Below are 22,139 nucleotides of genomic sequence, written 5' to 3' on the forward strand. Positions count from 1 at the left end.
ACATACTATTACGGCACCCGGTGAATCCACTCCTCGGTGCCGAACTTGTGCTCGATCAACTCCCTGGCCGCGGCGAGCTCGCTGTCTGAGACCTTACCAATCCTCGCCGCGTAGCGATCGGTGAAGGTGCGCGAGAGAGCGGCGATCACGTCCTCGCGCGCCATGCCCGTCTGACGGCGCAGCGGGTCCACACGCTTCTTCGCGGAGCGGATGCCCTTGTCGGAGAGCTTCTCCTTGCCCACGCGCAGCACGTCCGTCATCTTCTCGGCGTCGATGTCGTAGCTCATGGTCACGTGGTGGACCATCCCTCCGTTGGCGAAGCGCTTCTGGGCCGCCCCGCCGATCTTGCCCTGCGGGGTGGCGATGTCGTTCAGGGGCACGTAGAACGCCTCCACCCCCATGTCCTTGAAAGCCTGCATCACCCACGCGTCCAGGAACGGGTAGGAGTCAGCGAAGCTCAGCCCATCCACCAGGGTCTGCGGGAGGTAGAGGGAGTAGGTGATGCAGTTGCCGGCCTCCATGAACATGGCCCCGCCGCCGGAGACCCTGCGCACCACCTGCACTCCGTGGCGTTTCGCGGCCTCCGGGTCCACCTCGTTGGCCACCGACTGGAACGAGCCGATCACCACGGCCGGCTCGTCCCAGTCCCAGAATCGCAGCGTGGGGTTGCGCCGCCCCGCACCCACCTCGCGGGCGAGCACCTCGTCCAGTGCCAGGTTCTCCAGGGTGGGGCGCACCAGCGCGGGGATCACCTCCCACTCGTGGTCCGTCCAGCTCGTGGCCCGTGCCAGCGCACGCCGCACGGCAATCACCACCGCGCGGGCGTCGAAACCGAACAGCACCGCAGACGGCGGCAGCCCCGCTTCGATGCGCTGCACCATCTCCTGGGGCGCGGTGTCCTCCGGCAGACCGGTCAGCGCGGCATTGATGTCCGCGAGGGCCTCGTCCGGTTCCAGGAAGAAGTCCCCGTTGATGGACACCCGTGCGAGGCGCCCATCCTGGACCTCGAAGTCCGCGACCACCAGCTTCCCGCCGGGGACCTTGTACTCTCCGTGGGCGTGCGACGTGTTCATTCACTGTCCTCCGTTGCGTGTTGAGGTTCTTGAACCGCTGGGGTGCATCGTGCCAGACGGCGTACCGGTCGGCTCGGAGGGAACCCCGGTGCCGCTCGGTCCGGTCGATCGGTCGGATGGAGTAATGGTCAGAACGGAAGTCGTTCCCGCAGGGAGGGCGAGCGAAAACGTGCGTTCGCCGGCGTCGACTCCCGCCACGGCAGGTCTGCTAGCCGCGGGGGCGATGGGCAGACCGTAGCCGTCCACGGCGACCGAGCCCGATGCCACGGGGCGCACGGCTTCTTCGACGCTGAGCCCGATGGCGGGGTCCGCAGGATAGTCTGCGCCGTGCGACGTGCTTGCAGGGCTGGCGGTCGCGCCGGTGGACTGCCCCGCGTGGTCAAGGACGGTGTCCACGGGGTACTCGCTCGTCCACTCGGCGGCGCTCAGCTGGGCCTCCGTGACCCTCGCGACCCCGTCGGGCATGGTCACGGTGGTGGTCCGGGTGCCGGCTGTGCCGGGATCGCGGAAGTCGGAGAGGACGAGGGTCGTGGAACCGTCGTCGTGCTCCACCGCGTACCCGGTCAGGTCCGAAGTTCCCGTTGTGGCCGGATGCACCCTTCCGCTCGGAATGCTGGCGACGAGGGCCAGGGCCAGACCGTTGGCTCGAAGCGCGAAGCGTTCTCCTGGGTGGTCGATTGTTCCGTTGGCGCACAAGGGGGACATCGGCGCGCCTCCGTGGCACGGAGCGAGCGATGAATGGACGGCGATCCTCTCAGCTCCCCGGGACAGTGCCCGCACCGAGTACTCGGCTTGGAAGACCGCACTTGCCAGAGTCTCCGTGATCGCGTTGCTGCCCGCGCACGCGGAGGCAGAGGTCTCCGTGATCCACAGCGGGGCGTCGTGGGACGCGGCGTCGACAGCGGCCCGCTGGACGAAAGAGTCCACGCGTTCCCGCGTGACGGAGCCCACCGCGTTGGCCACGGTGGGTCTCTGCTGCACGTTGTCCGTCCCGCACTCGGACAACGGGTACTGGTGCACCGCGAGGGCGAGCGGATTTGCGGCGCGCGATGCCGCCGCCGCGTCCCACCAGTCGGCTGAATACGCGCCTGGTGCCACGATTCGCAGACCTGGCACGCGCTCGTGGATGGCCGTCGAGTAGGCCGTGAGCTGGCGCGTGTACTGCAGGGTGTTCCACTCTGGTCCCTTGACGCTCAACCCGGGGGCGTCTTCATCGTGGAATCCGTTGGGTTCGTTGCCCACCATCACACCGATGAGCTGGTCCCCGAAGGCCTCGTGCGCGTGCTCGGCGAAGTCCGCGGCGCGGTCGGGGTCGTCGTGCGCGAGGTCCACGCTCACGATGACCGAAGCACCCGTAGCGTCGGCAAATCCGGCGACCCGTTGCAGGTCGGACGGCGTCACCCGGGTGATCCTCTCCCCCTCAGTGAGTTTCCAGTCGGTGGGGGCAGGTTCGTCGTCAGAGGTGAAGAACATTCTGCGGTCGGTGGAGTTGCCACCGAACCGAAGCGTAGGTCCGTTCAGCGCGCGAAAGATCGACACGAGGTCGTCGGAATCGCTGCCCAGGCGCTGGTCGGCCAGGTCGGTGGACTCGAAGGACAACCCCACGGCACCCTGCTGGTACTCACTGGTGTCCGACGGGGTTGTTGGCACCCGAACCGATGCGCTGGTGTCACCACGGGTGGGGGCGCTCGCCGGGTAGGCCTCGGGAGCATTTCTTGCCGCCACGACGTCCGCAGGGTCCACGTCGTGCAACGGGGCGTTGCGGGCCACCCCGCTCAAAGGCCCAGTCGGTGCTGGTTCCGGCTGCGCGGCGCATGCGCTCATCAGCAGGATTCCCACGCCCGAGAGCGCAAGGACGACGGAACGCGGCCTGCATCGAGATGAGTGACGCCTCCAGGAGGAACCCCTCAGTGGGAGCACACCACTTTCTGGGCTGACAGGGCAGGGGATTGTGGGCACCGGTCCACCCTACCGGCGGGTCCGAGTCCCCGGTCGACCGCTCGCCCGCGCGGGCGTATGCTGGTGCCTTGGTGCCCGCTTCCGAGCGCACCGCATCCGAGCAACGCCGTGCCTGGCAAAATCCAGGCACCTACAGAAGGTTGACACCATGAAGGCTGACATCCACCCGGACTACCACCCGGTCCTCTTCCGCGACCTCGCCTCCGGCAAGGTCGTGCTGACTCGTTCCACCGCCACCTCCTCCAAGACGGAGACGTGGGAGGACGGCAACGAGTACCCGATCATCGAGGTCGAGATCTCCTCCGAGTCCCACCCGTTCTACACGGGCAAGCAGCGGATCATGGACTCCGCCGGTCGCGTGGAGCGCTTCAACCAGCGCTTCGCGAACTTCGGGAAGTCCTCCAAGTAAGTCGGACTCGCTCCCTCCGGACGCCCGGCCCACCTCACGGTGGTGCCGGGCGTGCGTCATTCCAGGACACAGCGGGTCCCGGTTGCTTCGGGTCGGCGAACGCGCACGACCCCAACCGCCTGGGCGCGGGCGGCGTGGCCGCCCCCGGGTCGCGGACACGTCACGACACCTTCGGCGTGTCCGTCACCAAACTGTGATCTTTTGCATAGGATTGTGCACGGCTCAATCCCCCTCAGGCCCCGACGGTCCCCCCTTCCCTGCGTCGCGGCCAGCGAAAGGTCTCCCCACCGATGAAGACACCCTTCTCCCGCCGCTGCACCATGCCTGCAGCGCGCTACAGCTCCCGCCGTGCCGGTCTCGCTGACGGCTCCTCCCGTGGTGACCACGACGCCGCGGCGTCGTGGTCCTCCCTGACGGGCGTGCTGCGCCGGTCCGTGCTGCCGATCGCGGTGACCGCTGCCCTGGCGTTCTCCGCGCAGCCCGCCGTGGCGGCTCCCGAGAGCGGCCCGGACTCTCCCGCGAGCACCGTGCCGAACGACCCGCCCACCGAGTCCGACCGCGTGATCGTGAAGTTCCACGATCCCGCGGCCGCGGAGACCACCAAGGAAAAGGTGGTCGAAGAGGCCGCTGAGAACGCGCTGAGCGAGGCGAAGGCACCGGAGGTCAGCGAGAAGGTGAAGACCACCGCCGCACAGGCCGATGTGCTCGAGCTGGACCGCGAGCTGGACGAGACCGAGCAGAAGAAGCTCGTGGCCGAGATCCAGGCGGACCCGGCCGTGGAGTATGCGGAGGCGGACCGCCTCGCCTCCTCCTCCTGGATGCCCAACGACGTCTACACGGCCTACCAGTGGACCCTGCTGCCGGCCCAGGGCGGCGTGAACTTCCCCGGTGCGTGGGACGTCTCCCGCGGCAACGGCCAGACCATCGCGGTGCTGGACACCGGAATCACCTCGCACCCGGAGCTCAACTCGAAGGTGCTGCCGGGCCGTGACTTCATCAACGACACCGCACTCTCCCGCGACGGCGACCGGCGGGACGGCAACCCGCAGGACCAGGGCGACTGGAGCGCGGCCGGAGAGTGCTCCGCCGCGGCCCGGCCCTCGTCCTGGCACGGCACGCACGTGGCCGGTCTCGCCGCGGGCGTGACCAACAACGGGGCAGGCATCTCGGGGGCGGCCCCCGGCGCCAAGATCCTGCCGGTACGTGTGCTCGGCAAGTGCACCAACGGCTGGGTCTCGGACATCGCGGACGCCGTCACCTGGTCCGCCGGTGCCGCCGTGGCGGATCAGCCCGCGAACAAGAACCCCGCCTCCGTGATCAACATGTCCCTGAACTACCCGGGCGAGTGCGGCACCACCATGCAGAACGCGATCAACACCGCGGTGAACCGCCGCGTCCCCGTGGTGGTGGCCGCGGGCAACCGCGCCGTCAACGCGGGCGGCACCGCGCCGGCGAACTGCACGAACACCATCGTGGTCGGGGCCTCGGACAACGCCGGAAACACCGCGGGCTACTCGAACACCGGTGCCGTGGTGGACGTCCTCGCCCCGGGCGGCACCGCCCAGTTCCCCATGCTCTCAACCGTCAACGGCGGCACCACCACACCCGGCGCCGCCACCTACGGCAACCTCTACGGCACCTCGATGGCCACCCCGCTGGTCTCCGGCACCGTGGCCATGATGAAGCAGCGTGACCCAGCCATCACCGCGGCACGCGTGGAGCAGATCCTGAAGTCCACCGCGAGCGGACGGCTCGGGTCGCTGAACCTCAACCCCTCGGCCGCGGTGCGTGCCGTGGCTCCCACGGGCCAGGCCCAGGCCTCCTACACGGCCACCGGCGGCATCGGCGCCAAGTGGCGCTCCACCGGCGGTGCCGCGAAGTGGGGCAACCCGGTCACGAACGAGGCCAACGCCGCCAACGGCGGCCGCTACCAGGAGTTCACGAAGAACGGCCGCAAGGTCACCATCTACTGGTCCAGCGCCACGGGTGCGAACATCGTGGAGAACGCCACGCTGATCGGCAAGAAGTTCATCGCAGCAGGCCGGGAGCGGGGCTACGGATTCCCCGCCTCCGGCGAGGCGCGCGTCAACGGCGGCTCCTACCAGCTCTACCGCAAGGGCGCCACGACCACCAAGACCCTGTGGAGCGCCTCGTCCGGCGCGCACGCGGTGAAGGAGACCGGCGGGATCGGCGGCGCCTGGAAGCGCGCCGGCCTGGAGCGCGGCTGGGGCTGGCCCACCACGGACGAGTACACGAGCAACGGTGAGGTGCGCCAGCGCTTCTCCCACGGCGTCACCGCCCACTGGACCTCCAAGCGCGGGGTGTGGACCACGCGCTGAGCTCCCCCACTCGCACGACGACGGGGGGGGGGCCCCTTTCCGGGGACCGCCCGCCGTCGTGTGCGGGGGAAGATCTCGTGCGTCTGGATCAGCGGCCCCGGCTCAGGCAGTGCGCGGGTCCGCCGCGAGGACCTCATCCATGGGCGCCAGGCCGCTGTCCTGTTCCAGGGCCCAGAACTCGAACCCGGTCACGTTCGTCACGTCCAGGAAACGTGCGGCCGCGTCCAGAGAGTCGAATTCGTGGACCCCGTCGATCTGCACGGTGCCATCTGCGGTGACCACCGCGTCGACGACCCAGTCGGGGTCGACCGGATCCAGCTGATCCCCCGCGAGCAGGTAGCCCTCATGGAACAGCTCTGCGAGTGTCCTCTCGCCGCTGGCTGTCTCCCCGTCGAACTCCCCCGCCACGTCGATGGGGTCGTGCTCTACGTCCTGGGCCACACGCCCCAGCTTTTCGAACGCGTCTCGAGTGACGCCGGCAATGCGTTTGCGGCGCTCCACGAGGAACTCGTCGTAGGTCATCATGTGCCAGTCACGGGGCAGCGCGTGCCAGTAGCACTGCCGCTCCAACCACGTGGCATCGCCACCCCGAGCCCGGACGAGTTCTGGCCAGTACTCGGAGGGCGCCCGGTCTGAGATCTGCTGGTTGGTGTGCCAGTCGGACGGAGCGAAGTTCGCCACCTGGTTGATGCGCTTGGTGTCCTTGGTCCCGAGGACTGCTTCCTGGTAGTGCCGTGGGACGAGGTGGTGTCCTTCGAGGCCCTTGACGCTGGGCAACGACGGATCCATCCAATCGCTCACCTTCATGGGGATCATCAACGTTGGTCAGCTGCACGGATGGGTGACATCCGAGAGCCTCGCGCGAAGTCTTCGATCTCGTCGCGGCCCTGGGCCAGAACACACTCAACCACGTGAGGATGTAGTCGTACGACTTCAGGTTCACACCCTCTGAGTTGATGCGAACGAAGATGTCGGCGACCAGTCGTTTGTCCACGTCCTTCTGGATGTGCACCACCTCGAACTGGTACTGCCGCAACCCGTCCAGCCGACCGAAAACTTCTGACACTCGTCGCTTCTGATCCTTGGACAGGTCACGTCCCGCATCTTCCAGTCCTTCCAGGAAGTCCTCACGTGCGTCGTAGGGGGAACGGAACACGGTGGAGACGTCGTGGATCCACTCCGGCGATCTCATGGTGGCGGCGGTGGCCACGTCAAACCTATGGACTCAGAACCCTATCCCGCAGGACCCTGTGAAGCAGCGTCGAGGACAGCTATCGCGGCCGAGTCTCCCAGAAGGCGACGGCGCTCGCGGCAGCTACGTTGAGCGAGTCCACCCCGTGGCTCATGGGAATCACCACGTGCCGGTCCGAGTGGTGCAGGGTGGCCGCTCCCAGGCCATGACCCTCCGTGCCGAGGATTAGTGCCAGCTTCTCTGGGTGCTCGGCGGCGAGTTCGTCCACGGTGACGGCGTCGTCGGACAGGGCGAGGGCCGCGGTGAGGAACCCCGCGTCCTTGACGCGCTGCAGGTCCGCGGTCCAGTGTTCCAGGCGCACCCACGGGACCTGGAAGACCGTGCCCATGGACACCCGCACCGCGCGCCGGTACAGGGGGTCCGCGCAGCGCGGGGTGACCAGCACGGCGTCGACGTCCAGGGCAGCGGCCGAACGAAAGATCGCGCCCACGTTCGTGTGGTCCACGATGTCCTCCAGGATCGCCACGCGGCGGCACCGCGCGAGCACGTCCGACAGGTCCAGCGGATCGGGGCGGTGCATCGCGGCCATGGCACCACGGTGCAGGTGGAAGCCGGTGATCCCCTCGAGGACCTCGTCCGGGCCCACGTACACCGGAACGTCGTAGCGCTCCAGCACGTCCGTGAGACCGTCCAGCCACTTCTCCGCCATGAAGAAGGACCGGGGCTGGTGCCCGGCGTCCAGTGCGCGGCGCAGCACCTTGGAGGACTCCGCGAGGTAGAGCCCGCGCTCCGGTTCGAGCTTGCGACGCAGGGAGACATCGGTGAGACCGGTGTAGTCGGCCACGCGGGGATCGGCGGCGTCCGAGAGGCGGACTATGCGCTCGGACAGGGGTGCGGGAGAGGTCACGGGGTTCCTGGGTCGGTGGTGGATCGGGGACGTGCGGGTCTCGACGTGGGCGGGACGGGCGCGGTCAGGGCAACAACGGCAACGGCGACGGGGCGGGGCGCTCAGAAGAGCTTGGAGACCATGTTGGCCAGGGCCACGAGACCCAGGATCACGATGACCGTGCGCAGCGCCACCGGGGACATCTTCTTGCCGATCTTCGCACCGAGCCACGAGCCCAAGGTGGAGCTCAGGGCGATGAACAGCACCACCCACCAGTTGATGCGGTCGAACGCGAAAAGCACGTATGACAGTGCGGCCACGATGTTCACGGCCGCCACGAGCGCGTTCTTCACGGCGTTCGCGGACTGCAGCGGGGCCAGCAAGAACACCCCGAGCACGCCCACGAGCAGCACACCCTGGGCGGCCACGAAGTACCCGCCGTAGATCCCGGCAAGGAACACGAGCACGTAGAGGATGGCCGGCTGCTGGGAGCCGTCCACGGCGGCGACCCCGGGCGAGGCCGTGGACGCGGTAGCAGACGACGTCGCTCCCGCCGCCCCGGACGCCGCGGAACCTGCCGTGCCCGTGGAGGCCGGGACGGCGGCGTCGCCACCCGGTGCTGCGGCGACCTGGGCCTCCCGCTCCTTCCGAGCCCGGACCTTGGCCTGCAGCTTCGGCTGGAAGACCACGAACAGCAGCGCCACCACGATCAGGAAGGGTGCGACGACCCCGAAGACCTCCTCGGGCAGGTGCAGCAGCAGGTACGCGCCGATCACCCCGCCCACCACGGAGCACGGAAGCAGCTTCAGCAGCGTCTTCTTCAGCCCGCCGAGCTCGCTGCGGTAGCTCCACGCGCCCGTGAGGTTGCCCGCGATCAGGCCCATCGCGTTGGACATGGACGCCGTCACCGGCGGCACGCCGAGCGTGACCAGCACGGGGAACGTCACGAGCGTGCCGGAGCCCACGATCGTGTTGATCGTCCCGGCCCACAGCCCCGCAACGAGGATGAGCGCAACCTGCCACCACTCGAAGCCCATGGCACTGCCGGAGCCGAAGACCTCCGCGGGAACCACCGCGGTGGAAAGTGCCAGCACAGCGGCGCTCAGCGCGCGAACGCGGCGTAGCGCTCCGCCACGCGCACCAGTTTGAGCGGCATGCCGAACGTCTCGGAGAGGTTCTTCTGCGTCATGACCTTCCCCACGGGGCCTGCGGCCACGATCTTTCCGTCACGCAGCAGCAGCGCGTGCGAGAAGCCGTCCGGGACCTCCTCCAGGTGGTGGGTGACCATCACCATGGCCGGCGCGGCGTCGTCCCTCGCGAGCTCGTCCAGACGCTGCACGAGCTTCTCGCGCCCGCCCACGTCCAGCCCGGCGGCCGGCTCGTCCAGCAGCAGCAGCTCCGGGTCCGTCATCAGCGCACGGGCGATCAGCACCCGCTTGCGCTCACCGTCCGAAAGCGTCCCGTACCGGCGGTCGTGCAGCTCCTCGAGCCCCCACGCCCGCAGCAGCTCCTCGCTGCGCGCCGCGTCGGCTTCGTCGTACTCCTCGCGCCACCGCCCGGTCACGCCGTAGGCGGCGGTCAGCACCACGTTCGCCACGGTCTCCGCGTGCGGGATCTGCCCCGCCAGCGGGGCGGAGCTCACGCCGATGCGCGGGCGAAGCTCGAACACGTCCACCGCGCCGAGGATCTCGTCGAGGATGTCCACCATGCCGCTGGTGGGGTGCAACCTGGCCGCCGCGATCGACAGCAGCGTGGACTTGCCCGCCCCGTTGGGGCCCAGGATGACCCAGCGCTCGCCCTCGCGCACGGTCCAGTTCACCGCGTCCAGCAGGGTCTTCTCACCGCGGACCACCGTGACGTCCACCAATTCCAGAACTGAACTCATGACGGCAACTCTAGTGCCCACGGCCCGTCGGTTCGCGGTCCGGCGCACTGTGCTCCCTAGCGCTCAGGTCTGGGCACCCTGGTTTCGTGCCCTCTTGTCGGCCGCGCTGCGACGCGGGGACGACAGCGCGACGCCCGCGGACGCGCACGTCGGGTCTCGGCCAGGGTGCGGGGCGGAGCTCAGAGGTCCATGAAGAAGCGCAGGGCGTCCAGGTTGGGGATGTTCAGCTGGGTGTCCGCGACCTCTCGAAGTGCTGGCTTGGCGCGGTAGGCGACCGAGAGTCCCGCCAGGCGCGCCATGTCGATGTCGTTGGCACCGTCCCCCACGACCATGACGTCCTCGGGGTCCACCCCCAGTTCGCGCGCCCACTGCTCGGTGAGCTCCGCCTTCGCGGTGCGGTCGACCACGCGCCCGGTGACCCGGCCGGTCAGCAAACCGTCCTCGACCTCCAGGGTGTTGGCCGCCGAGCGGGTCAGCTCCAGCTTGGCGGCGAGCGGTTCGAGCACCTGCACGAAGCCCCCGGACACTGCGGCGACGGCGTGACCCTCGCGCAGCAGCGTCTGCACGAGCACCTGGGCACCGGGCGAGAGCCGGACGCTGCGTGCAACGTCGCGGACCACGTCGGCGGGCAGCCCCGCGAGCACCGCGACGCGATCGCGCAGGGACTCGACGAAGTCGATCTCACCGCGCATCGCACGGTCCGTGACGGCGGCGACTTCCGCCTCACGCCCGGCGTGGGCCGCGAGCAGCTCGATGACCTCCTGACGGATCAGGGTGGAGTCCACGTCGAGGACCACGAGCTTGCGCCTCGAGTGGTCCATCCAGTGGGCGTCCAGGGCATTGAGGTCGATGCCGGGCAGCAGCTGCGACTGCGGATCGGGGCGCAGCGCGGCCCGCAGCCGGGGCAGGTCCTCGGTCTGCACGTGCACCGTGAGCGCGTTGTAGCCCTCCACGTCCGCGGCCTGCTCGTCCGAGGCGCTGCCCGTCACCCGCACCCAGTTGTGGGAGTCCACCGTGGCACCGGTGCCCTCCACGAGCTCCAGGATCGCGGGGGTGGATTCCTCTTCCGGCGTGGCGGTGAGGGCGACGACGGCGCAGTGATGGGACATGGCGGCAGTGTATCGGCCCGCACGAACGGGGCACAAAGAAGGCCCCGGGTGGGCGTCCGTGTGACGACGCCGCCCGGGGCCCCCTGCGGGCTCAGTCCGTAGGTGCTGGGACGGCCCGGTGCCGTCCGGGCGTGCCCGCACGGGAGGGCCACCAGGAGCGGGGGCCGATGTCCAGCGCGAGGGCCGGGACCAGAAGCGACCGCACGATGATCGTGTCCATGAGCACACCGATGGTCACGATGATCGCCAGCTGCACCAGGAACAGGATGGGCAGCACCGCCAGCGCCGCGAAGGTGGCGGCCAGCACGATGCCCGCGGACGTGATGACACCACCCGTGGTGATGAGCCCGGCCAGCACGCCCGCCCGGTGACCCACCGTGACCACTTCCTCGCGCACGCGGCTCATGAGGAAGATGTTGTAGTCGATGCCCAGCGCCACCAGGAACACGAAGCTGAACAGCGGCACTGTGGGGTCCGCCTGGTTGATGCCCATGATGCTGAACACCCCCGTGGCGACTCCTAGTGCAGCGAGGAACGAGAGCACCGTGGTGGCGATGAGCAGCACCGGCATCAGCACGCTGCGCAGCAGGACCATGAGGATCACCAGGATCACGGCCAGAATGATGGGGATGATCAGTGCGCGGTCGTGCTCCGAGGCGGCAATGGTGTCCACCTGCACGGCCGTGGTCCCGCCGATCTTGGCCTCCGGCACGTCAGTGGCGAGCGCGTCCCGCAGCCGTGCGACGGTGGCCTGTGCCGCCTCGGAGTCGGAGGCGTCGGTCAGAGTGGCCTGGATGAGCACGTCCCCCTTGCTCTGAGTGGGTTCCACCCCGGCGAACGGCCCGGCCTGCGGCGTGGGATACGGCAGCGTGCCGCTCGGCGAGTCCTTGGCGGTGAAGGCGACGGAGGAGACGCCGTCGTCCCCGTCCAGGGCCTTGACCACGGTCTCCGCCTCCCCCTCGGGGGCGAGCACGTACATCGGATCTCCGGTGCCGCCCGGGAAGTGGCGGTCGATGATGGCCAGCCCGTCACGGGCCTCGGACTCCCCCAGCACGAACTCGGACTCGGGGACGCCTCCCGCGTCGAGCTGCGTGGCGCCGGCGGCCGCGGCAGCGAGCACGATCGTGCACACGATCCACACCGCGCGGGACTTGCGGTCCACCAGTCGAGCCACGGCCGCCCACAGGCCCTTGTGCTCGTACGGGTTCATGGCCTCGTCGTGCGACTCGGGGTTCTCGTCCACGCGCGGCGCCTTGGGCCACAGGGCCGCGCGCCCGAAGATCGCGAGCAGTGCCGGCAGCAGGGTCAGCCCGGCGAGGATCGCGAAGACCACGCCGATCGCCGTCGCCGGGCCCACACCGCGGTTGGAGGTCAGCGCGGAGAACAGCAGGCACAGCAGCCCGGCGATCACGGTGGTCCCGGAGGCCAGCACCGCCGGCACGGTGCCCTTCCACGCCACGCGCGTGGCCACCCAGCGCGATGGCGTGTGGTGCAGGGCCTCGCGGAAGCGGGCCGTGTAGAGCAGGCCGTAGTCCGTGGCCGCGCCGATCACGATGATGGAGAGAATGCCCTGGGTCTGACCGCTGAGGTCGATCACCCCGGCCTTGGCCAGGGCGTACACCGTGAGGATGGCCCCGCACAGGGCGGCGACGCTCGTGAGCAGCACCAGGAAGGGCAGGATCGGCGAGCGGTAGACGACCACCAGGATCACGAGCACGGCGACGAGCGCCACGAGCAGCAGCAGCCCGTCGATGCCGGAGAACGCCTCGGAGAGGTCCGCCACGAGACCCGCGGGACCGGAGACCGCCACGGTCAGCCCGCCGGGCATGTCCTCGTCCACGCGGTCGCGGATCGCCTTCACGACGTCCCCGGTCTCGGCGTCCGAGTCCACCAGGGCGATGACCTCCGCCGCCTCGCCGTCCTCGGAGGCGATGGGCGGGGAGACCTCCAGGACCTCTGGGATGTCCCCGAGGGAACCGGTGACGTTCTTGATCTCTTCCAGCTGCGCGTCCGAGAGCTTCTCTCCCGATTCGACGACGATGATGGCGGGCAGCCCGTCCGTGTCCTGGAACTCTCCCAGCCTGTCCTGGACCTGTGTGGCCTGCGAGTCCACCGGCAGGAAGGCCGCCTGCGAGTTGGAGACCACGTCAGAGACCTTGCCGAACGTGGGCCCGCCCACGCCCATCACACCGAACCAGGCGAGCACCAGGGCGATCGCGAGGATCCACCACAGCCCGCGGTGGCGCACAGCGTCACGCCGGCTCGTGCCAGGCGCCCGCGCCCGGCCCGTTCCCGTCGGCTCCCCGGGCGACCCGGTTGCACCGTCGGACTCGACGGCCCGCCGCGCTCGCTCGCCCGCCTGACCGGGGTGCTGCACAACGTGGGGCTCGTTTCCGTGCTCCTGGTCCGGGACAGGGGTGGCTGGTCTGCTCGGCATGTCTCACCTTTGGGAGGTCTCGGCACATGGGACCACGCGCATACGGCACTGGCCAGGGCAACTCCCCTCCATCGTACGGGTGTCCGCGACCGACTCCCTGACCGCCGTGAGTGGAGCCCGACGACGCCGCGTCGCGCAGCCGGGGTGGCCGCCGGGGGGTCGAACCCCGGGCCCGCCCGCGCGGGGTCGGCCGATGTGGGGACATCGCGGGGCATGTGAGCCATGCCATTATGTATGAAAGCAAATCCATGCTTGTTCAACATTGTTGGCACCCATCCGGTGCCGCCCGGCGAAAGGCCCCACATGGCTCACTCCCCCGCGCCCGTCCTCGTTGTCACCGGGGGCCTTGCGGCGCTGCTGCTCCTGAGCGGTTGCGCACAGTCCGGCACCTCGGGGGCCTCGGAGGCTTCCCCGGCCCACAGTGTCGCGTCGTCGACGGCGGCACCGCTCGACCAGGAGGCTTCCGCTGCCGTGGGCGCCTCCACCGCGCCGCCGGCCCCAGCGGCAGGAGCCCCCGAGGAGGGGGCGACGGCGTTCCGTGCGGATGACCAGGATGCGGTGGAGGCAGCACCGAGCACAGGGAGCGTGGCCGAGACGGGCGGTGGCTCCGGCGAACCGTCCGAGGAGTCCTCAACTTCGGGCGGCGGGGCGAGGGCCGGAAGCGCGCAGGCAAGAGGAAACACCTCCGTGTCCCAGGACAGCGCGGCCCGCAAGGTGCAGGACTACGTCTCGCTCATGGGCTTCTCGCGGGAAGGCCTGATCGACCAGCTCGGCTACGAGGGGTTCAGCCCCGAGGAGGCGGCCGCGGCCGTGGACCAGGCTGGGATCGACTACAACGCCCAGGCCGCAAAGAAGGCCGAGGACTACGTCTCGCTCATGGGCTTCTCCCAGCAGGGGTTGATCGAGCAGCTGGAGTTCGACGGGTTCACCCCGGAGCAGGCGGCCCACGGCGTGGACGCCGCCCATCCCGACTACATGGCGCAGGCGGTGAAGAAGGGCAAGGAGTACCTGGACGTTCAGGGATTCTCCCGGCAGGGGCTGATCGAGCAGCTGCAGTTCGACGGGTTCACCCCGGAGCAGGCGGCCCACGGCGCCACGGGCAACGGCCTGTGAACTTGGCCTGACATGAGAAGATCCCGCCCGACCGTGATGGTCGAGCGGGATCTTCGCTCTGTGCGCGAGGGGGGACTTGAACCCCCACCCTCTAATACGAGGACTAGCACCTCAAGCTAGCGCGTCTGCCTATTCCGCCACCCGCGCAGGTGTCGCAGGGCGTTTCGGTCTTCTCTCGAAAACCTCCGTGGCCCTGGGCAACGACAAGAAACCTACCACAGTTGCCCGGCCCGTTCGAACCGAGCGCGGGCGACAGCGCCCAGATCCTGCCGAGCGGCGTCGCCCGCGGGTGGGGGCGAAACGCGACAAGCGGCTACTTGCCCGCCTTCGCCAGGAAGTCCTCGGCGCCGCCCACGAGCTCCACGTGCCCGTTCTCGACGTCCGCGGTGACCATCTTCGCGATCTCCTGCGCGAATTCGTTGACCGTGTACAGCTTTCCGGCCGCTTTACGACGCTCGTCCAGGGCTCCGGGGCGGGCGCGGTTGAGCAGGGTGGCGGTGACGGTGCCCTCGATCATGTCCGCGGAGACAACCACGAGGTCCACACCCTTCTCTGCGAGTTCGGGGACGCGGGCGGTGAGAGTGTCCTCCCCCGCTCGCTTGGAGCGGGCCACGGCGTCGTACTCGGGCATCGTCTCCACCTGGTTGATGAAGTGCGCCTGGTGGCTCGTGACGAACACCACGCGGCCACCGCGCGGCAGCAGTTCGAGGGCGTCCGTGAGGGCGTCGTTCTGCGCGTCCCTGTTGAGCTTCAGCGCGTAGTCCTCGCCGAGGTCCGTCTCCATGCCGCCGGAGGCGTTGAGGACCAGCACGTCCAGACCGCCGAACTCGTCCGTGGCCGCCTGGAACAGGTTGGCGCGGGACTCGGGATCGGTGATGTCCGCCTGGACGGCAACGGCCCGGCCGCCGGCCTCCGTGATCTCCTTGACCACCTTGTTGGCGCGCGGCGCCTTCTGCCGGAAGTTGATCACCACGTTGGCGCCCTCGCCCGCGAGGATCTTTGCAGTGTCCGCGCCGACCCCGCGCGAGGATCCTGTGATGATCACGGTCTTGCCTGCCACTGAGCTCATGCGCTTACTCCTTCGAGGGGGAAACTTCTGTGGACCGGGTGGGGCGTCAGTGCCCCACGCCCAGCCCGCCGTCTACGGGGATGATAGCGCCGGACACGTACGCGGCCCCCTCGGACACCAAGTACGTCACGGCCGCGGCGACCTCGGAGGCGTGGCCGAAACGGTTCACGGGGATCATGGAGCGGTAGTTCTCCTTGACCTCCTCCGGCAGCTCCTGCGTCATGGCGGTGTCGATGTAGCCGGGCGCCACCACGTTGGCCGTGACACCGCGGGAGCCGAGCTCCCGGGTGATCGCGCGCGCCATGCCCACCAGCCCGGCCTTGGACGAGGCGTAGTTCACCTGGCCGGGGGCACCGGTGTAGCCCACCACGGAGGAGATGAACACCACGCGGCCGCGCTTCAGACGCATGAACCCCTTGGTGGCCCGCTGCACCACGCGGAACGCGCCGGTGAGGTTGGTGTCGATCACGTCCTCGAAGTCCGCTTCCTTCATGCGCACGAGCAGCGCGTCCTTGGTGACGCCCGCGTTGGCCACGAGGACCTCCACGGGGCCGAACTGCGCCTCGATCTCCTTGAACGCGGCGTCCACCGAGGCGGAGTCGGTGACGTCCGCGCGGACGGTGTGCGCGCCGTCGGGACCGTCGTCCCCCGAACGGGACGTGACCACCACGTTGTCGCCGACTGCGACGAAGGCCTCGGCGATGGCGCGGCCGATGCCGCGGTTGCCTCCCGTGACGAGCACGGTGCGCGCGGTCGAGGTCTGTTCGGTCATGGGGAAGCCTTCCGTGGACGGGTGGTCGCCGTGCTCCCACCGCGACCGTGGATCAGAACTTCCAGCATCCTAACCGCCCTCTCACCTGCGACGCTCTCCCAGGTGGCGCGCACTTGGGGGCGCACCGCAACGGTGAGAGAATGGTCAGCACGCTCCCGGCTGCTCCGGGTGCGCCGGGGCAGGCCCCGCGGACGAACTCGCCGAAGGACGTTCACCATTACACGCTCCCACCCGCAGACGAACGGCTCCACCGAGGTGCACTCCATCACCACGGCGGCGGATCCGCACACCTCGGACATGAGCCAGCGCATGAAGGTGTACTCCATCCAGATGGGCCTGCGGGTGGTGTGCATCATCGGAATGGTGCTCATCGATAACCTGGTGGCGCGCATCGTGCTGCTGCTGGGCGCCGCGCTGCTTCCCTGGTTCGCGGTGATGCTCGCCAACAAGGGCGCGGACCGCTCGCAGCGCGCCGGCTCGGCGTACGCCCCGCCGCAGCGCACCGAGCTGCCCACCGCCGCGGAGGCGAGCGAACGGGCACCGGATCCGGAGAACGTGGTGGTGGACGCGGAGTACACCGTCCACAGCCCCCGCCCGGAGCTGCCCCGCCCGCCCCACACGGCCACGCGCCGCAACTGAGCGCCCCGCACGACCCCCACACCGTCACCTCGGGAGGACACGCACACGGTGGAATTCGATCTCCTCGGTTCACTCGACCCCCAACACCCAGCGGCAGACGCGGCACCCCCTCGGCCCGCGGAGAGCGCCCCGGGTGCGGTGTGCTCGCGCCGCGGCTGCCAGTCCCCCGCCCGGTGGGCCCTGCTGTGGAACAACCCGCGGGTGCACACGCCCGAGCGCCGCAAGGCGTGGCTCGCGTGCGACGAGCACCGCGAGCACCTGGCAGACTTCCTGGGACAGCGCGGTTTCCTCAAGTCCGTGGAGCGGTTCCAGGAAGGCCGTGACGACGCCCCGGCGCTCGGGCCGCGAGAGACGCCCGGGTTGCGCAAAGCACCCGCAGGGCGCGGCGACGTCGGCTCCCCGGGTCCCGGCACCGACCCGACCTCAGCGCAGGGCGGTCGCTGATGCGCAAGTACTCGTTCCTGCGCTCGAGCACGTGGCTCGGCTGGTTCGCCCTCACGTGCGTAGCGGCCGCGCTGTGCCTGTACCTCGCCCAGTGGCAGATGTCCCGCAACGACCACCTGGTGGCCGAGAACGCGAAGATCACTGAGAACTACGACGCCGCCGCGTACAACTCCGGGACGGGCCTGCCCCTGTTCGAGGACTACGACGACTCCCGCACGTGGCACCCCGTGCAGCTGCGCGGCAGCTACCTGGCCCAGGACACCGTGCTGGTGCGCAACCGGCCCCACGACGGTCGGGTGGGCTACGACGTGCTCGTCCCGTTCCGCACCACGGAGGGCACAGTGGTGGCCGTTGACCGGGGCTGGATCCCCACGGACGACTCCGCGAACGGAATGCCCTCGACAGTTCCCGCTCCCCCGAGCGGCACCGTGACGGTCACCGCCAGGCTGCGCCCCTCCGAGGGCGCGCTGGACCGCGGGGCGCCGGACGGTCAGGTGGCCTCGATCGACTTGCCCGAGCTGTCCTCCCGCTGGGGCGGGGACCTCGCCACCGGGGGCTACGGTGAGCTCGTCTCCGAGGAGCCCGCCGCGGCCGCCACCCCGCAGGCGCCCGAGCGCCCGGAGGTCTCCTACGGCCCGCACCTGTCCTACTCGCTACAGTGGTACGCATTCGCGGTGCTTGTGTTCGTGGCCTACGGCTACTCGGCGCGCCAGCACGTGAAGAACGAGGAGTGGGACCGTGCCTACGCGGCGGAGGTCGAGCGTCGGCTCGCCCGCTACTACGACGCCGAGGGCAACTACATCGGCGAGATGGACGAGGGACTGGTGATCCGCCAGCTGCAGATGGCGGACGACATGCCCGCGCACCTGAAGTCCCTGTACCGTCCCAAGCGCACGCGAGCCACCACGGGCGCCACGGACGAGAACGAGGAGGACGCCCTGCTGGACGCCCTCGAGACGCTGAACCGCAAGTAGCTGTCCGGAGCGGCACCGCCCGCGCCGGCCCACCCGTGACGAAGGAGTCGCTGTGAAGATTGAAGCCGCCGTGCTGGACGAGATCGGGTTGCGCCGGCCGTTCGCCGAGTCCCGCCCGCTGTCCATCCAGGAGCTGGAGCTGGACGAGCCGGGACCGGGCGAGCTGCTCGTGCGGATCCGGGCGGCCGGGGTGTGCCACTCGGACCTCTCCGTGGTGGACGGCAACCGGCCCCGCCCCCTGCCCATGGTGCTCGGCCACGAGGCGTCCGGCGTCGTGGAGCAGGTGGGCGAGGGCGTCACGGACGTCTCCCCCGGGGACCAGGTCACCACCGTGTTCCTGCCGCGCTGCGAGGACTGCGCCAACTGCGCCACCAACGGGAAGCTGCCCTGCACCCCGGGCACCGAGACCAACAACGCCGGGCTGCTGCCCGGCTCCACCCTGCGGCTGCACCGCGACGGGCAGGACGTCCACCACCATCTGGGGGTCTCCGGTTTCGCGTCCCACGCCGTGGTGAGCCGCCAGTCGGTGGTACCAGTGGGTGCGGATGTGCCCCCGGAGATCGCTGCCGTGGTGGGGTGCGCCGTGCTCACGGGTGGCGGGGCCGTGCTCAACGCGGGGCGCCCCTCGGACGGGGACACGGTCATCGTCGTGGGGCTCGGCGGAGTGGGCATGGCCGCCCTCCTAACTGCGCTGTCCCTGCAGAAGGGCCCCGTGATCGGCGTGGACGCCAACCCCGAGAAGCTCGCGAGGGCCAGGGAGCTGGGCGCCTCTGCCGTGTACACCCCCGACGAGCTCGCCGACAACGGTGTGCGCGCGGACGTGGTCGTCGAGGCCGCCGGGCACCCCCGCGCCTTCGAGAGCGCCGTGGCGGCCACCGCTCCGGGCGGAACCACGGTCACCGTGGGCCTGCCCTCCCCCGATGCGCGCTCCACCATCGCCCCGCTCGGACTCACCGCCGAGGCGCGGACCATCGTGGGCTCCTACCTGGGCTCCGCCGTGCCGTCGCGGGACATCCCCGTCTACCTGGACCTGTGGCGCGCTGGCAGGCTTCCCATCGAGGAGCTGATCACCGAGCGGGTGGCCCTCGCGGACATCAACGAGAGTTTCGACCAGCTCGCGGACGGCCGCGCGGTGCGTCAGGTCATCCTCTTCGAGGACTGACGCCCGCGGACACGCGCACCACCACGGCCCCACCAGGGCGACGAGCGGAGTCCTGTCCCCGGCCTCGGGGTGGACCGGCGCGTTGCACTGTCACGGCCACGCCGCGCCGCGGGACTGAGCACCCGCGCGGCCCCGCGGCGTCGTCGGTGCCCCGGGGATCAGGCCAGGCTGATGAGGTCCTGGTACTCCTGGCTCCACAGGTCCTCCACGCCGTCCGGGAGCATGACTACGCGCTCGGGCTCAAGGGCCTCCACCGCGCCCTCGTCGTGGGAGACCAGGACCACGGCGCCCTCGTAGGTGCGCAGCGCGTTGAGGATCTCGCGGCGCGACGCCGGGTCAAGGTTGTTGGTGGGCTCGTCGAGCAGGAGCACGTTCGCCGACGACGCCACCAGGGTGGCCAGCGCCAGGCGCGTCTTCTCGCCGCCGGAGAGCACCCCGGCGGGTTTGTCGACGTCGTCGCCCTGGAACAGAAAGGAGCCGAGGATCGTGCGGACCTGGGTGTCTGCGAGGTCCGGTGCGGCGGACTTCATGTTCTCCAGCACGGTGCGGTCCGTGTCCAGGGTGTCGTGCTCCTGGGCGAAGTACCCGAGCTTCAGGCCGTGGCCGGGGATCACCTCACCGGTGTCCGGCTCGGACTGCCCGGCGAGCATCCGCAGCAGGGTGGTCTTGCCTGCGCCGTTGAGGCCCAGGACCACCACTCGGGAGCCGCGGTCGATCGCGAGGTCCACGTCCGTGAAGATCTCCAGGGACCCGTAGGACTTTGACAGCCCCTGTGCGGTCAGGGGGGTCTTGCCGCAGTCCGCCGGCTTGGGGAAGCGGATTGCGGCCACCTTGTCCTGCACGCGCTCGCCCTCGATGCCCGCCATGAGCCGCTCGGCGCGGCGGATCATCTGCTGGGCGGCGGAGGCCTTGGTGGCCTTCGCGCGCATCTTGTTGGCCTGGTCCATCAGCACGCCAGCCTTCTTCTCGGCGTTCGCGCGCTCGCGCTTTCGCCGGGCCTGGTCCTGCTCGCGCTGCTGCAGGTAGTTCTTCCACGTCATGTTGTAGACGTCCACCACGCAGCGGTTGGCGTCCAGGTAGAGCACCTTGTTCACGACCATCTCCATGAGCTCCACGTCGTGGGAGATCATCAGCAGCCCGCCCTGGAAGCCGCGCAGGAACTCGCGCAGCCACACGATGGAGTCGTGGTCCAGGTGGTTGGTGGGCTCGTCCAGGAGCATGGTGTCCGCGTCCGAGAACAGGATCCGCGCGAGCTCCACGCGGCGGCGCTGGCCGCCGGAGAGCGTGTGCAGCGGCTGGTCCAGCACACGGCCGGGAAGATTCAGGTTGTTCGTGATCGTGGCGGCCTCGGACTCCGCCGCGTAGCCGCCGCCCGCGAGGAACTCGGACTCCAGCCGGTCGTAGCGGCGCATCGCCTTGGCGCGCACGGTCTCGTCCTCCGAGGCCATCTCCTCCTCGGTGCGGCGCAGCCGGGAGATCACGCCGGCGAGGTTGCGCGCGGAGAGGATGCGGTCCCGGGCCAGCTGGTCCATGTCGTCCACCTTGGGGTCCTGCGGCAGGTAGCCGATGGACCCGGAACGCGTGACCTCGCCGGCGGCGGGCAGCGTGAGCCCGGCCAGCACCTTGGTCATGGTGGTCTTCCCGGCTCCGTTGCGGCCCACCAGGCCCACCTTGTCGCCCTTGTCCACCCGGAAGCTCACCTCGTCCATGAGCAGGCGTGCTCCGGCGCGCAGTTCGAGGTTCGTGACGGTGATCAAGGGTGCAGGGCCTTTCGTGGGCGGTCTCGCTCGGGGCTGCTCCCGGGGCCGGTGCGCTCGTGCGCTGCGCGGGCCCGTGACACGGTCACGGGGTGCGGGCCTCCCGGGGCAGACAGAAACCCCGTGGATCCGGGGCACTGCCCAGTCTACCCGGGGCCGCAAATCGGTGCCGCGGCGTCGTCCCCGCCCCATGGCGCCGCCGCGCGCGAGGCGACAACTAGACTGCCTGCCATGACTTCTCCCGCGCGGGAAACCCGCTCCCTCACGTCCTTCGACCTCGCCAACATTGCCGTGTTCGCCGCCCTGACGTGCGTGCTGGCGCTGGCGCCGGCGATACCCGTGGGTGCCGTCGGTGTGCCCATCACGCTGCAGACGCTCGCCGTGTTCCTCACGGGCATGATCCTCGGAGGCTGGCGCGGTTTCCTGGCGCTGCTGCTCTACGTGGTGGTGGGTCTGCTGGGCGTGCCGGTCTTTGCCGGATTCGTTGGCGGACCGGCAGTGCTGGCCGGACCCTCCGCCGGGTACCTGCTCTCCTTCCCGTTCGCGGCCGCGCTCGTTGGCGCGCTCGCCCACCGCAGCGTGCGCGGTGAGCGGGTACGACGACGCGACGGCGCCACCTCCGTGGCTCCGGGACGTCGCGGGGGTCTCACCGTCAAACTGATCGGCGCGGGCCTCGCCGGTCTTGTGCTCTCCCACGTGGTGGGCACCGCGGGCCTGATGATCAACGCGGGGCTCGGACTCGGGGCGGCCGTTGTCACGGACCTCGCCTTCGTCCCCGGGGACATCGTCAAGGTGGTTGTCGCCGCACTGATCGCCGTGGCGGTGCACCGCGCGTTCCCCCGCATGGCCGGGGCGGTTCTCTGAGTGGCTGACGAGCCGCGTGCCGCCCCATCCCAGCAGCCGGGCGGGGAGACGCCGCA

19 protein-coding genes and 1 tRNA gene are annotated in these 22,139 nt (G+C 69.8%); 8 read left to right on the forward strand and 12 right to left on the reverse strand.

Annotated elements, in window-relative coordinates:
• Nucleotides 1-8: 8 nt before the first annotated feature.
• Both lplAB and ABD264_RS01595 read right to left on the reverse strand, forming a co-directional pair.
• Nucleotides 9-1,073 carry a lipoate-protein ligase LplAB gene (lplAB, locus tag ABD264_RS01590; RefSeq protein WP_303106459.1) on the reverse strand — a complete coding sequence of 355 codons (1,065 nt, stop codon included), beginning with the start codon at nucleotides 1,071-1,073 and terminating at the stop codon, nucleotides 9-11.
• Nucleotides 1,074-2,852 (reverse strand): hypothetical protein, encoded by a 1,779-nt coding sequence (locus ABD264_RS01595; RefSeq protein WP_344203774.1) that lies wholly within the window; start codon nucleotides 2,850-2,852, stop codon nucleotides 1,074-1,076.
• 328 nt (nucleotides 2,853-3,180) lie between these two features.
• On the opposite strand from ABD264_RS01595, the gene ABD264_RS01600 reads away from it, so the two are divergent.
• Both ABD264_RS01600 and ABD264_RS01605 read left to right on the forward strand, forming a co-directional pair.
• Nucleotides 3,181-3,441, forward strand: a complete 261-nt coding sequence (locus tag ABD264_RS01600) for a type B 50S ribosomal protein L31 (protein ID WP_055083062.1) — start codon at nucleotides 3,181-3,183, stop codon at nucleotides 3,439-3,441.
• A 290-nt stretch (nucleotides 3,442-3,731) separates the two neighbouring features.
• Nucleotides 3,732-5,780 carry a S8 family serine peptidase gene (locus ABD264_RS01605; RefSeq protein ID WP_344203777.1) on the forward strand — a complete coding sequence of 683 codons (2,049 nt, stop codon included), beginning with the start codon at nucleotides 3,732-3,734 and terminating at the stop codon, nucleotides 5,778-5,780.
• Between the two features lie 102 nt (nucleotides 5,781-5,882).
• On the opposite strand, the gene ABD264_RS01610 is transcribed toward ABD264_RS01605, so the two are convergent.
• The 6 genes from ABD264_RS01610 to ABD264_RS01635 form a co-directional block, all read right to left on the reverse strand.
• Nucleotides 5,883-6,587, reverse strand: coding sequence for a hypothetical protein (locus ABD264_RS01610; RefSeq protein ID WP_344203779.1), 705 nt, complete (start codon nucleotides 6,585-6,587; stop codon nucleotides 5,883-5,885).
• Between the two features lie 464 nt (nucleotides 6,588-7,051).
• The gene (locus ABD264_RS01615) at nucleotides 7,052-7,879 is read right to left on the reverse strand and encodes a TrmH family RNA methyltransferase (RefSeq protein WP_344203781.1); all 828 of its coding nucleotides are present in this window, start codon (nucleotides 7,877-7,879) and stop codon (nucleotides 7,052-7,054) included.
• 101 nt (nucleotides 7,880-7,980) lie between these two features.
• The gene (locus tag ABD264_RS01620) at nucleotides 7,981-8,895 is read right to left on the reverse strand and encodes a sulfite exporter TauE/SafE family protein (RefSeq protein ID WP_425554281.1); all 915 of its coding nucleotides are present in this window, start codon (nucleotides 8,893-8,895) and stop codon (nucleotides 7,981-7,983) included.
• A 65-nt stretch (nucleotides 8,896-8,960) separates the two neighbouring features.
• Nucleotides 8,961-9,743: an ABC transporter ATP-binding protein gene (locus tag ABD264_RS01625; protein WP_144942673.1), complete on the reverse strand. Its 783-nt coding sequence runs from the start codon at nucleotides 9,741-9,743 to the stop codon at nucleotides 8,961-8,963.
• A 179-nt stretch (nucleotides 9,744-9,922) separates the two neighbouring features.
• Nucleotides 9,923-10,852, reverse strand: coding sequence for a phosphoserine phosphatase SerB (gene serB, locus ABD264_RS01630; protein ID WP_344203786.1), 930 nt, complete (start codon nucleotides 10,850-10,852; stop codon nucleotides 9,923-9,925).
• Between the two features lie 91 nt (nucleotides 10,853-10,943).
• Nucleotides 10,944-13,289 (reverse strand): MMPL family transporter, encoded by a 2,346-nt coding sequence (locus ABD264_RS01635; RefSeq protein WP_344203788.1) that lies wholly within the window; start codon nucleotides 13,287-13,289, stop codon nucleotides 10,944-10,946.
• 303 nt (nucleotides 13,290-13,592) lie between these two features.
• Here ABD264_RS01635 and ABD264_RS01640 point away from each other — a divergent pair, with 303 nt between their 5' ends.
• Nucleotides 13,593-14,402, forward strand: a complete 810-nt coding sequence (locus ABD264_RS01640; RefSeq protein ID WP_344203789.1) for an Ltp family lipoprotein — start codon at nucleotides 13,593-13,595, stop codon at nucleotides 14,400-14,402.
• A gap of 61 nt (nucleotides 14,403-14,463) precedes the next feature.
• Here the strand turns inward: ABD264_RS01640 and ABD264_RS01645 are convergent.
• The 3 genes from ABD264_RS01645 to fabG form a co-directional block, all read right to left on the reverse strand.
• A tRNA-Leu gene (locus ABD264_RS01645) sits at nucleotides 14,464-14,549 on the reverse strand.
• A 166-nt stretch (nucleotides 14,550-14,715) separates the two neighbouring features.
• Entirely contained in the window at nucleotides 14,716-15,471 is a 756-nt protein-coding gene (locus ABD264_RS01650) for an SDR family oxidoreductase (RefSeq protein WP_344203791.1), read from the reverse strand.
• A 46-nt stretch (nucleotides 15,472-15,517) separates the two neighbouring features.
• On the reverse strand, nucleotides 15,518-16,243 hold the full coding sequence (gene fabG, locus ABD264_RS01655) for a 3-oxoacyl-ACP reductase FabG (RefSeq protein WP_344203793.1): 726 nt from the start codon (nucleotides 16,241-16,243) through the stop codon (nucleotides 15,518-15,520).
• A gap of 255 nt (nucleotides 16,244-16,498) precedes the next feature.
• On the opposite strand from fabG, the gene ABD264_RS01660 reads away from it, so the two are divergent.
• From ABD264_RS01660 to ABD264_RS01675, 4 genes are read left to right on the forward strand one after another with little or no spacing between them, the layout of a single operon-like run.
• Complete coding sequence (locus ABD264_RS01660) at nucleotides 16,499-16,882, forward strand: DUF3099 domain-containing protein (RefSeq protein ID WP_238693913.1); 384 nt, start codon at nucleotides 16,499-16,501, stop codon at nucleotides 16,880-16,882.
• Nucleotides 16,883-16,930: 48 nt separating this feature from the next.
• A complete protein-coding gene (locus ABD264_RS01665) occupies nucleotides 16,931-17,326 on the forward strand; it encodes a hypothetical protein (protein ID WP_344203796.1) in 396 nt (131 codons plus the stop codon).
• A complete protein-coding gene (locus tag ABD264_RS01670; protein WP_344203798.1) occupies nucleotides 17,326-18,300 on the forward strand; it encodes an SURF1 family cytochrome oxidase biogenesis protein in 975 nt (324 codons plus the stop codon). The genes ABD264_RS01665 and ABD264_RS01670 overlap by 1 nt, the downstream gene beginning before the upstream one ends.
• A 52-nt stretch (nucleotides 18,301-18,352) precedes the next feature.
• Entirely contained in the window at nucleotides 18,353-19,462 is a 1,110-nt protein-coding gene (locus ABD264_RS01675) for an alcohol dehydrogenase catalytic domain-containing protein (RefSeq protein WP_344203799.1), read from the forward strand.
• A 158-nt stretch (nucleotides 19,463-19,620) separates the two neighbouring features.
• Here the strand turns inward: ABD264_RS01675 and abc-f are convergent, their stop codons facing one another.
• Nucleotides 19,621-21,219, reverse strand: coding sequence for a ribosomal protection-like ABC-F family protein (gene abc-f / locus ABD264_RS01680; RefSeq protein ID WP_055086230.1), 1,599 nt, complete (start codon nucleotides 21,217-21,219; stop codon nucleotides 19,621-19,623).
• 231 nt (nucleotides 21,220-21,450) lie between these two features.
• Here abc-f and ABD264_RS01685 point away from each other — a divergent pair, with 231 nt between their 5' ends.
• Nucleotides 21,451-22,083 (forward strand): biotin transporter BioY, encoded by a 633-nt coding sequence (locus ABD264_RS01685; RefSeq protein WP_344203802.1) that lies wholly within the window; start codon nucleotides 21,451-21,453, stop codon nucleotides 22,081-22,083.
• The last annotated feature ends 56 nt before the right edge of the window (nucleotides 22,084-22,139 follow it).

It is taken from the genome of Kocuria salsicia (assembly GCF_039532055.1).
GTDB classification, from domain to species: domain Bacteria; phylum Actinomycetota; class Actinomycetes; order Actinomycetales; family Micrococcaceae; genus Kocuria; species Kocuria salsicia.